This window comes from bacterium (genome assembly GCA_030247525.1).
Classification (GTDB): Bacteria; Electryoneota; JAOADG01; order JAOADG01; family JAOADG01; genus JAOTSC01.
In genome coordinates, this window is record JAOTSC010000105.1 from 1 (window position 1) to 11,734 (window position 11,734).

Annotated in this window: 8 protein-coding genes; 1 reads left to right on the top strand and 7 read right to left on the bottom strand. The window is 48.5% G+C overall.

Annotated elements, in window-relative coordinates; translation table 11 throughout:
- Nucleotides 1–382: 382 nt before the first annotated feature.
- From lptB to recR, 7 genes are all read right to left on the bottom strand, one after another.
- Entirely contained in the window at nucleotides 383–1,120 is a 738-nt protein-coding gene (gene lptB, locus OEM52_10190) for an LPS export ABC transporter ATP-binding protein (GenBank protein MDK9700500.1), read from the bottom strand.
- Nucleotides 1,120–2,214 carry a hypothetical protein gene (locus OEM52_10195; GenBank protein ID MDK9700501.1) on the bottom strand — a complete coding sequence of 365 codons (1,095 nt, stop codon included), beginning with the start codon at nucleotides 2,212–2,214 and terminating at the stop codon, nucleotides 1,120–1,122. Before OEM52_10195 ends, lptB begins: the two co-directional genes overlap by 1 nt.
- 259 nt (nucleotides 2,215–2,473) lie before the next feature.
- A complete protein-coding gene (locus tag OEM52_10200) occupies nucleotides 2,474–3,052 on the bottom strand; it encodes a hypothetical protein (GenBank protein MDK9700502.1) in 579 nt (192 codons plus the stop codon).
- Nucleotides 3,049–3,657, bottom strand: coding sequence for an HAD hydrolase family protein (locus OEM52_10205; protein MDK9700503.1), 609 nt, complete (start codon nucleotides 3,655–3,657; stop codon nucleotides 3,049–3,051). The genes OEM52_10200 and OEM52_10205 overlap by 4 nt, the downstream gene beginning before the upstream one ends.
- A gap of 355 nt (nucleotides 3,658–4,012) precedes the next feature.
- Nucleotides 4,013–5,005 carry a dihydroorotate dehydrogenase-like protein gene (locus tag OEM52_10210; GenBank protein MDK9700504.1) on the bottom strand — a complete coding sequence of 331 codons (993 nt, stop codon included), beginning with the start codon at nucleotides 5,003–5,005 and terminating at the stop codon, nucleotides 4,013–4,015.
- Between the two features lie 23 nt (nucleotides 5,006–5,028).
- A complete protein-coding gene (gene nifJ, locus OEM52_10215; GenBank protein ID MDK9700505.1) occupies nucleotides 5,029–8,601 on the bottom strand; it encodes a pyruvate:ferredoxin (flavodoxin) oxidoreductase in 3,573 nt (1,190 codons plus the stop codon).
- 294 nt (nucleotides 8,602–8,895) lie between these two features.
- Nucleotides 8,896–9,498, bottom strand: coding sequence for a recombination mediator RecR (recR, locus tag OEM52_10220; protein MDK9700506.1), 603 nt, complete (start codon nucleotides 9,496–9,498; stop codon nucleotides 8,896–8,898).
- 412 nt (nucleotides 9,499–9,910) lie between these two features.
- On the opposite strand from recR, the gene OEM52_10225 reads away from it, so the two are divergent.
- Nucleotides 9,911–11,617 (top strand): PAS domain-containing protein, encoded by a 1,707-nt coding sequence (locus OEM52_10225; GenBank protein ID MDK9700507.1) that lies wholly within the window; start codon nucleotides 9,911–9,913, stop codon nucleotides 11,615–11,617.
- Nucleotides 11,618–11,734 lie beyond the last annotated feature (117 nt).

Sequence of the window (11,734 nt, forward strand, 5' to 3'; positions counted from 1 at the left end):
TTATCTTCCGGGTCGATTAACTCTAACAGCGGATTTTGATTCAATTCCAAATCGACCCGTTGCAACAGCTCGAGCAAAGGTACCTGCAACAATTCCGCCCGCAGAATTTGCTGCTGGGTAATCTTTTGCTGCAGTTCCAGTTTTGGAACTTGGGATAAACGGTTCGATAACATACGATGAATTTGTTCTTCTGATCCTATTGAACTAAAAATAATGCGACTGTTTGCTTCCCAGGCGGGCATGGGAACCCGCCCCTACCCAACAGGTATTTCTTGTTAACAGGTCTGGATACCTATCTGTACCCGTGGTTATGTCAGGCAAGATTGCCTAACCTCCAAATACAAATGGGATTGCTTCGCTACGCTCGCAATGACATTATTACCTATGCTTCTTGGGTGTCGAGTTTAAAGCGTTCCCCGAGATAGAGTTTTCGGGCGTCGGGGTTGTCGGCAAGCTCCTGTGCCGTCCCGGAAATCAGGATACTTCCGGTGTACAACAAATAAGCCCGTTCACAAATCGCCATTGTTTCCCGGACGTTGTGATCGGTAATTAACACCCCAATCCCCCGGCGTTTCAGGTCTCGAACGATACTCTGGATGTCCTGCACCGCAATCGGATCGATACCGGCAAACGGTTCGTCCAATAATAGAAATTTCGGATCGGTCGTCAATGCCCGGGCGATTTCAGTACGTCGTCGTTCCCCGCCGGACAGTGTATACGCTTTGGAATTCCGAACTTTCTGTAAACCGAATTCGTCAAGCAGCGATTCGGCTTTTTCGAGGCGCTGTTTTTTGTTTAATGGTAGCGTTTCTAAAATCGCAATCATATTCTGCCAGACGGTTAGCTTGCGAAAGACCGATGGTTCCTGTGCGAGGTAGCCAACCCCGTGTCTCGCCCGTTTGTACATCGGGAGGGTGGTACAATCGACATCCCCGATAAAGATTTTTCCACCATCCGGTTTGATCATTCCAACGGTCATATAGAAACTGGTAGTCTTACCCGCGCCATTAGGACCAAGTAGACCGACAATCTCACCTTGGGATACTTGGAAGCCGACGTCATTTACGACTTTCCGTTTGCCGTAGATTTTTACCAGATGTTCCGTTCGTAAAGTTATCATCAGTCGTCGATCTCCCGCTTCCATCCGATTGGATAGTATGTGCCTTCAACGCCGCCGACAATGCGGATTGCATCGATTTCCTTGTTCACAAAGTCGATATCCAAGGTGTCACCGGAGGCGACGTTGACGCCATTATCGCTCGCCTTGTCCCGGATATAGTAACGAGATTTCGCATTACCCCATACGAGAATTCGTTTCGCATCGCCCTTCTCGAAATAAGAATGGAGGTTCATCCCGGTAATTCGATTGAGTGGCGAAAGCGGTGTACTATCAGCCGGTGATAAGGCAACTACCGTTCCGATTGCGATCATGTCATTTAATTGATCTTCAATAAACAAGAATCGCATACTATCGGCAGTCATGACTTCTCTACCCCGCACTAACTTGGGGCTGCGAGTAAGTGTCGAGATACCGGTCGAATCATCAAAGACTAAGAAGCCGCCGGTCGCTTGCAGAGTATCCTTCGTGATCACAACTTCTGCTTCGACCCGCGCTTGCCGCAACGAATCGTTCATCCAGAGCCGCCTCCCGGTTATTGTTAATGGGTGCTGCCCGGTCGAATCTTTCTTTACCAATTTTGGCTGTACGGTGACGTCGGCTTCTCGGAGGATTTCGTCGTAGGTTGCCATTTCTCCAGTAACTGTCGTGCGGCGGACGGAATCAATAAAAACGACTGCGCCACGATACGTAGAAATGCCGCGGTCATAATCATAATCAAGTCGACGGCAATAAACCGTTTTTCCGTCCGGCTGAATGACTTTTACATTTCCGTTTGCTTCAGCAATTCCGGTAGCTTCGTAGTAGTTTACTTCATCTGCCATCAGGATTTGCGTAGAATCTTCGACATAGACATTGCCACGCATGTAAACGCGACGCGCTTCCGAATAGAATTCGGCGTAATCACACCGGATGTGAATATCATCCTGTGAGAATTTTACGTTGTTGATGAGAATGCGGATTTGTTCGGTGTCGCGGGTTATACTGCGCAGAATGTCGGCTTGTTCAAGTACAAGTGGACCGCGTCGGCCACCGAAACCGGCAGCGAGCGATAGGGTTGTTAAAAAAAGAAAGAATGCGAGCCGTAAAAAGTACATGCTGTTAGATGAAAATCCCTAAGCTCAAACTTGTCAAACAAGATTGCAAAATTTTTTAATACAGGTCTGGAGACCTGTCGCTACCCTCGTAGGCAGGATTACCTGCGGTGAACCGCAAGGCGGGTTGCCTGACCTACAATTAAACTCGCAGACAGGATTGTCTGCGCTACAATACCTCCGACTGGGATTGCTTCGCTGCGCTCGCAATGACACGCGGGCGGGCATGGGAACCCGCCCCTACCCGTCTCTCAAAAAACTGTTAACGGCGACGGGTGGGGTCGGGTTTTCGTTCGCGTTGTTGGAGTTCGCGATAACTCTTACCCATCGGCTGCATGATTTCCCAAAACGTCAAATTTTCATCGGCAATCAGCCCAATCCCATATAGGGTGTCCTGTTGAGTGGCGATTCGTACCGAGTCATTGGTGATTATCTTTCGAGTCGGCGGATCCCAGCGCAGGGATTGTGTTTCTAAAGCGACTTCTGAGGTATCCGACCAGAGGTAAACATCTCCCGTAGCGATGTAGTAACTGCGGAATTCGTCGACTTCTGCCCGTTTCGATAACATAAATCCAGAGCGATTTCCCAACGAATCAAGAAAGTAGAGCGTTACTCCTCCCGATAACTTCGTCGGTTCCCCCTCTTTCATCTGCACGACTTTCGCCGACCTTACTTTGCTACGTACGATGCCATCCTGCGAAAACTGCATTTTCACACCATACATCTCTTGCAGCGGTACATCGCGGAATGGCGTTTCTGGTAAACTGGTATTCTGCTGGCAACCAACTGCGATAAGTAGCAGTATTCCAAAGAGAAATATTGTGCGAAACGGATACTTCATGATGCGTTTGGAGAGGAAAGTTCGATGTTGAAATGTTCGGAAATGATGGTATCCCAGCGGTTCTGTGCATGCAACACGGCTTCGACCACTTCCCTCAGAACGCCTTGACCGCCATTCACACGGGTAATGGCTGTTGCTGTATGTATTACGTGAGTGTCGGCGTCTGCCGGAGCGACTGAAACACCACAATAGGGAAACACCGGGATATCGATTAGATCGTCCCCGATGTAGAGAATTTGTTCCTTGCTTGCATGCCACTCTTGTTGTAATGCAAGGAAGCCATCCGCTTTTTCGTTAATCGGTCTTCCGACGATATGCTTGATACCTAAATCGTTAGCACGGCGATGAACGACGGGGACTAACCGTCCCGTTAAAATGGCAACTTCGATGTCTGCTTGTTGCGCTAACCAGACTCCGACTCCATCACGCACCGAGAATCCTTTCCACTCGCTTGTTCCACCGTCGAGATTTATTGTTCCATTAGTGAGAACTCCGTCAACATCGGTCACGATATAGCGGATTTCCTGCAATGCAACGGTGAGGCTTTTGTCGCCAATTGGTAGCGCTGAATTGTTTCGGTACGAAATTTGCTGTAATTTTGCCATGCCTGTAAAATAGGGGGAATCAAGGATATATGCAACGAAGCTTTGAGAGGAATTCGAATAATGAAGAGTACTCGGAGAGGTGATTACGATAGAGAGCTAGAGATTGTGATAGTCGAGGGTTTTACCCTCGCGATTATCAGATTTCAAGAATCGCAGGCTTAAATCTGCGGCTACAATTGTATCGAAGTGATTCATATAAACCAAATAATCACGCTCTGGATAAGAGAAAGGGGCGTACATGATACGCCCCTTCTACTTCATCGAAGTCAGGCAGGATTACCTGCGGTAAGCCGCAAGGCGGGTTGCCTAACCTCCAAGTTTCGTTGGACAGGAATGTCCAACGTACGGTTGTTACCTACTTTTGGTAGCTTTGCAGGGTCTTCATGTAGTTCGCGCGTTCGTATGCCGAGGCATCGGCTACGTTCTTGTGACTCATGGAACCCTTCATTTGGTTGATGGATGTGTATTCGTGTTTTTCCATCCACTCCGTCAGCTCACTCAACAACGTCTTCGAATAACTCGGACCGTGTTTGAGCAATGCGCTGGCGATTTGAATTGAATCAGCTCCTGCCATCAGCAGTTTCACTGCATCAATTCCGGTATGGCAACCACCCGTAGCACATAAATCAGCACTGGTCTTACCAAACAGAATCGCAATCCATCGCAACGCCAATCGCATATCATCGCTATTCGATAACCGTAGATTGGGAATAACTTCGAGCTTATCCAAGTCGAAATCAGGTTGGTAGAAACGGTTGAAGAGGACGAGTCCGTCAGCACCCGCATTTGCCATCGATTTCGCCATCGCCGCCGGTGAGCTGAGGAACGAAGAAAGCTTCACTGCAATGGGAAGCTTCGTAGCGTTCCGCACCGCTTTGAGCGTTTCAATGTAGTGCCGCTCGATTTCCGATCCGACGACATTGGGATCGGTCGCGAGGTAATACATATTCAACTCAATCGCGTCAGCGCCCGCCTGCTCGATTTGCTCGGCAATCCGGGTCCAACCGCCGTCGGTCACACCGTTCAAGCTTGCGATCACCGGGATTTTCACCGCAGCCTTTGCTTCTTGAATCAGTTTCAGATACTCCTCCGGACCAACGATGAATTGTTCCGGTTCAGGGAAGTAACTAAGCGCTTCAGCAAAAGTATCGGCTGTTACTGTGGTGTGATAATGCAGTTCCAACGCTTCATGGGTAATCTGCTCTTCAAACAACGAAGGTAGGATTACCGCCGCGGCACCGCCGTCTTCCAATTGGCGAATACCGGAAACGTCTGCTGCGATTGGATTTGCCGCTGCAATGAGCGGATGTTTCAACTTCAATCCGAGATAGGATGTGTCCATATTCATATTGATTTCCTTCCGTTCGCAGCTTAGTTCGATTCCGGCGTACCGTACGTCATTTTCGCCAATTGCTCAAGATACGTCCACTTCGCTTCGGCGTGTTGCTGCGCCATGATGAGCAAGTGCTTCGCCGCATCGGGGTGGCTCTTGTTCAACATATTGAAGCGAGTCTGCGCATTCATATACTCACCCATTTTAATCTTGGGTTGGTTATAATCGAGTTTGAGTGGATTCTTGCCTTCGGCGACCAGCATCGGATTGTAACGGTACATCGGCCAGTTGCCAGAGTTAACGGCGCGTTGCTGATGTTCCATCCCTTTCGCCATATCGATGCCGTGGGCGATGCAGTGCGAATAGCAAATGATAAGTGACGGTCCATTGTAAGCATCAGCTTCCAGGAATGCCCGAATGGTTTGACCATCGTTAGCACCCATCGCTACTTGTGCTACGTACACATGACCGTAAGTCATCGCGATTAGTCCCAAGTCTTTCTTACCAATCGGCTTGCCACCAGCGGCAAACTTCGCTACTGCTCCTATCGGCGTCGCCTTCGAGCACTGTCCACCGGTATTCGAATAAACTTCGGTATCGAGTACCATAATATTTACATCACGGCCACTTGCTAATACGTGATCGAGTCCGCCATAACCGATGTCGTAGGCCCAACCGTCGCCACCGACGATCCAGACCGAACGTCGGACAAGGTTATCGGCGATAGCAAGTAAGTCCTTCGCGGCATCGGTATCGATCTTCTCAAGTTTCTCTTTCATGAGCTTGATACGGTCACGTTGCGCTTCGATACCGGCTTCGTCGCGGCAATCGACATTTTGTATTATCCCATCGACAAGATCATCACCGAGGATTCCCGCAAAACCTTTTATCCGCAGAATTGCGAGGTCACGCAACTTGTCAAAGGTCAACCGGAAACCAAAACCGAATTCCGCATTGTCTTCAAACAAGGAGTTTGACCATGCCGGACCCCTGCCATTGGCATCTACTGCAAACGGCGTGGTGGGCAGATTGCCGCCGTAAATCGAAGAACATCCGGTCGCATTAGCAATCACGGCTCGGTCGCCGTAGAGTTGAGTCAAGAGTTTGTAATACGGGGTTTCACCGCAACCGGCACACGCACCGCTGAACTCAAACAACGGACGCAGGAATTGGCTTCCTTTGACTGTTGTAATCTTGGCATCTTTGCGGTCGACTTCCGGTAATGTGAGGAAGAAATTCCAGTTTTCGCGTTCGGCATCACGCAACGGCAGTTGATCCGCCATATTGATCGCCTTGAGCGCGGTATTGGATTTGTTCTTTGCGGGGCAATAGCTGACGCATAGCGCACAGCCGGTACAATCTTCGACAGCGACTTGCAGCGAATACATCATACCCTTGTATTCGGTTCCTTTGAACGGTACAGCCTTGAAAGTTGCTGGTGCATCCTTCATCAATTCCGCCGGGAAGACCTTCTGGCGAATGGTGGCGTGGGGACACGCAATCACGCACTTACCGCACTGGATACAGGTATCGGTATCCCATACCGGGACTTCCAACGCGATATTCCGCTTCTCGTACTGAGCAGTAGAAAGCTCAAATGTACCATCAATGGGCATTTGCGAGACTTTTACTTCGTCGCCGCGCGCGAGAATCATCAGCGATGTGACTTCTTCGACATACTTCGGCGCACCGGGAGCAACCGCGGCACGGGCTGTGATTGAAGATGTCACAGTTGCGGGTAGAGGAACTTCAAAGAGATTCGCGAGAGTACTATCGACCGCGGCAAAGTTCATTTGAACAATTTTATCACCACGGGCAGCCCACGTCTTCTTGATGGAATCCTTGATGCGTTGAATCGCTTCGTCGCGGGGCAGAATACCGGAAATCGCAAAGAAACAGGTCTGCATAATCGTATTAATACGACCGCCAAGACCGGCTTCCTTCGCCACTTTGTAGCCATCGATAATGTAGAACTTGACTTGCTTCTTGATCATCGATTCCTGCACCGAACGCGGCAGGGTATCCCAAACTTTATCGGCAGCGACTTGAGTGTTGAGTAGGAAGACTGCACCGGGTTTCGCATACTTGAGGATATCATAAGTCTCAAGGAATACGGTCTGGTGGCAGCCGAGGAAATTCGCCTGACTGATTAGATAAGTGCTGCGAATTTTGTTCGGACCGAAGCGCAAGTGACTCGTAGTAATCGAGCCGGATTTCTTCGAGTCGTATACGAAGTAACCCTGTGCCGAATTTTCGGTTTCTTCGCCGATAATCTTGATCGAATTCTTATTGGCGGAAACCGTACCGTCGGCACCAAGTCCAAAGAATACGCCTTTGATTACTTCATCGCCATCGGTGGAGAAATTGTCATCCCACGTCAGCGAGGTCATCGACACGTCGTCGATAATACCAATAGTGAAATGGTTCTTCGGTTTTGCGGACATCGCATTATCGAATACCGATTTCACCATCGCCGGGGTGAATTCTTTTGAGGCGAGACCGTATCGTCCACCAACGACTTTGATCGGATTCTGGAAAGTTGCCCAACCTTCGTTGGCGTTTTCCGCTAAGGCAGTGAGAATGTCTTGGTACAACGGTTCGCCGGCTCCGCCCGGTTCCTTGGTACGATCAAGCGCAGTAATCACTTTCACGCTCTTCGGTAATGCCTTGATCATATCTTCGGATGAGAAGGGTCGATAAAGCCGAACTTTCAATACACCGACTTTTTCACCCTTGGACGTTAGATATTCGACGGTCTCATGCACCGTTTCGCAACCGCTTGCCATCAAAACGATGACGGTTTCGGCATTGGGATCACCGACGTATTCAAAAAGTCTGTACTGGCGTCCGGTCAACTTTGCGAAGTCGTCCATGACATCCTGTACGATTTTCGGGCATACATCGTAAAACGGATTTACTGTTTCCCGGCCTTGGAAGTAGACGTCTGGATTTTGGGCAGAACCGCGCAGTACCGGTTTATCCGGGGTGAGCGCGCGTTCGCGATGGGCACGGATGAGTTGCGGCTCCATCATCTTGAGCATGATTTCGTCGGGAATCACTTCGATCTTGTTCACTTCGTGACTGGTTCGGAACCCATCGAAGAAGTGGATGAAGGGAATGCGTGATTTGAGCGTCGCGACTTGCGAGATTAGTGCAAAGTCCATGACTTCCTGTACGGAAGCGGAACCGAGCATACCCCAACCGGTTGTCCGGCAAGCGTTGATGTCGCTATGGTCACCAAAAATCGACAACGCTTGCGCGGCAATCGCGCGGGCGCTGACATGGAAAACCGTCGAAGTTAATTCACCGGCGATTTTAAACATGTTCGGGATCATTAGCAACAGACCTTGGCTGGCGGTAAAGGTGGTCGCCAATGCGCCGGTCTGTAATGCGCCGTGGATAGCACCGGAGGCTCCGCCTTCCGACTGCATTTCGACGACGGAGGGGATGGTTCCCCAGATATTGGTCTTTCCATAGGCTGCCCATTGATCCGCCCATTCACCCATATTGGAGGATGGGGTAATCGGGTAAATCGAGCATACCTCATTCGTACGGAATGCGACGTAGGCTGCCGCTTCATTTCCGTCAATGGTGATGTACTTCTTTGGCATTTCGATATTGCTCCTCGGTTGGCTGCGCGATGGTATTCGTTCGATGTTCCGGGTAACAGCGTTCCCGATTCCTTGACTAGTTGATCCTATCGCGTTGCGGTGATCGGTCTAAGCTCCTGCTTCGATATCTGTGGTCTTCGGACGACCCGGCCGGTCGTCCTTGGAGGTACAAAAAAGAATATTGGTTGAACTTGTTCAACCGTTGTTAAGTTCGGTGTTGTCTGTGCGACTCGATAGAGTTGTGTATCGGTCGTACTGGGATTGCTTCGGCGCAAAGCGCTCTCGCAATGACAACTACAATTCGCGGCGACCTTTCAGGGAATAGGAAAGGGTCTCTTCGTCGGCCAATCGTAAATCGGAACCGATCGGTAAACCGAATCCAATCCGTGTTACTTTGATATTGAGCGGTGCGACTAACCGGGCTAAATACATGGCAGTCGCATCCCCTTCCGCTGTCGGATTCATTGCCGCTATGATTTCCAAAAACTTGCCTTGCTCGATCCGATGCATTAACGCGCGAAAACTGAGTTGCTCGGGACCGATGTCATCCAGTGGGGATAACGCTCCCCCCAGTACGTGGTACAACCCGCGAAATCCGCTTTGCTCAACCGCCATCAGGTCTGCCGGGGTTTCGATTACGCACAGCAGAGAACTGTCCCGCTGTAACGAATCGCAGATCGGACAAGGGTCACGCTCGGTCCAATTGCCGCAAATCGAACAGAAACCGATTTTTCGTTTGACGTTGCGAATCGCTTCCGCTAATGCTTCCACGTCATCGATCGGGGTTTCCAGTAAATGCACTGCCATCCGCAACGCCGCTTTTTTACCGATCCCCGGTAACTTCGACAGGCGCTTAACAACTTCTTCGAGCGCGGGTGATTTCAGATTCGGCGGCATCGGTTTTGGCTTTACTTCAATCCGTGAGGTGATAAGGCAATAGATGTATTTCTTATCAAACGAAACGAACCGGGGTCAATCCGGATGGCAATGGGCTATGTTCCAGACGCTAAATATAATGAAAAACAGGGGGAAAAGCGAACAAAAAGCATATACCACGATTTGGCTATCGGATTATGTTATTATACTTTTGATAAACAATAAGTTTCGATAATTGCACAAATAGTCATTCTTACTAACTCTAATCAATATGATTCTTCGAACAGAACAATTTTATTATAGTTGTTGAATGATAGAAAGTTGCTCTTCTCCGGCTGCCACAATTTGACAATGAGATTCGGTACGACTAATTTTGTCAGCACGTTTGGAAGAAAACATCTTACTGATTTTTAAACAATTCGGAGATGCGATAATGGAGAACGGATCAACTTTCCGGAATTTATTCGAATCATTTGAAGAAATCGTCGTGGTTAGCACGCCTGATGGCAAGGTGCTGTATGCCAACAATGCCATAGAACGAGTGTTAGGTTACACCGTTGAAGACCTTCAACAAATGCACCTTTTGGAACTCAATCCGGAAAACCATCGAGCAGAGGCGGAGGAGATTTTTGCGAGTATGGTTCGCGGTGAGCGCGATGTTTGTCCTTTACCTGTCGTTGCAAAATCCGGTAAGATTGTTCCGGTCGAAACTCGAGTTTGGTTTGGTAAGTGGGACGATAAAGATGCGATTTTTGGGATAATAAAACTGCTGAATGGTGAATCCGAAGCAAATCAACGATTTGAGCGACTTTTTCGTAATAACCCTGCCTTGATGGCAGTTTCTTCCTTGCCTGAACGAAGGTTTATTGATGTAAATAATACATTTCTGAGCGTTCTCGGTTATTCCCGAGCAGAAGTCATCGGCAAAACCTCTGCTGAACTTAACTTAGCCTTTGACAAAGCCAAACATGATTCACTTGCCGCACTCCTCAAAGACTTCAAGCAATTCTCAAATAAAGAAATGATGATGCGACGAAAAGATGGCGGAGTCATCTACGGGTTATTCTCTGGAGAAACAATCGTAAGTCAGGGTAAGCCATGTTACCTTACTGTCATGATTGACATTTCAGAGCGGAAACGTTTTGAATTCGCGTTGATCGAAAGTGAAGAACGTTACCGGACTTTGTTTGAGCGTAACAAAACTGTGAAGCTTCTCATTGATCCAAAATCCGGTATGATTCTGGAAGCAAATTCAGCAGCAAGTACTTATTATGGTTATGATCATTCTGAGATATTGCAGAAAAACGTCTCTGACATCAATACTCTCACACCGAGTGAAATTGCCCAGGAACTTGCATTAGCTGAGTTAGAGCAACAAGAATGTTTCCATTTCAAGCATCGCTTAGCAAATGGTGAAATCCGGGATGTTGAAGTACACACCAGTCCGATTAACTATCAAGGTCGCAACTTGTTGTACTCCAATATCTACGATGTCACCGAGCGGAAGGTAGCAGAGCGAAAATTAGTTACTGAACACAAAAAACTTGTGAATGTGATTGAAGGGACTCAGGCAGGAACATGGGAGTGGAATGTCCAAACCGGTGAAACGGTTTTTAACGAACGATGGGCCGAAATCCTAGGTTATAAATTGAGTGAGTTGGAACCGATCTCAATTAATACCTGGCTACAACTTGCCCATCCCGATGATTTACAGCTTTCCAATGAATTACTTGCCAAGCATTTCGCCGGAGAAACGCAGTTCTATGACTCAGTTTGTCGGATGAAACATAAGGAAGGACATTGGGTATGGATACATGATCGGGGTGTCGTAGTTGATTGGTCAGAGGATCACAAACCACTCAAGATGTATGGCACCCACACGGACATCACAGAAGTCAAGCAACAGGAAAAACGACTACAGAATACAATTGATCAGTTAAATGACGCGTTAGACCAGATCAAAACACTGCGTGGGATTCTGCCAATCTGTTGTGTATGCAAGAAGATTCGCGATGATCAAGGTTACTGGAATCAGGTTGAGGTGTATGTCAGTAAACATACCGATGCAGAGTTTACTCACGGGATGTGTCCGGAATGTGCCCAGAAAACCTATCCGGAGCTTTTCGATTCCCCTTCCTGATCTTCAGAACGAATCGGACAATCAATTCTACTTTTCGAGGGCGGACACGATGGTCCGCCCATACTCGTTTAGTGAAGGAGGGCATGGGAGCCCTCCCCTACCCAAAAAAATACTATC

Bases quoted from the DNA above. Each gene is read 5' to 3' on its own strand.
- lptB (MDK9700500.1), bottom strand. From the start codon at position 1,120: ATGATAACTTTACGAACGGAACATCTGGTAAAAATCTACGGCAAACGG.
- OEM52_10195 (MDK9700501.1), bottom strand. From the start codon at position 2,214: ATGTACTTTTTACGGCTCGCATTCTTTCTTTTTTTAACAACCCTATCG.
- OEM52_10200 (MDK9700502.1), bottom strand. From the start codon at position 3,052: ATGAAGTATCCGTTTCGCACAATATTTCTCTTTGGAATACTGCTACTT.
- OEM52_10205 (MDK9700503.1), bottom strand. From the start codon at position 3,657: ATGGCAAAATTACAGCAAATTTCGTACCGAAACAATTCAGCGCTACCA.
- OEM52_10210 (MDK9700504.1), bottom strand. From the start codon at position 5,005: ATGAATATGGACACATCCTATCTCGGATTGAAGTTGAAACATCCGCTC.
- nifJ (MDK9700505.1), bottom strand. From the start codon at position 8,601: ATGCCAAAGAAGTACATCACCATTGACGGAAATGAAGCGGCAGCCTAC.
- recR (MDK9700506.1), bottom strand. From the start codon at position 9,498: ATGCCGCCGAATCTGAAATCACCCGCGCTCGAAGAAGTTGTTAAGCGC.
- OEM52_10225 (MDK9700507.1), top strand. From the start codon at position 9,911: ATGGAGAACGGATCAACTTTCCGGAATTTATTCGAATCATTTGAAGAA.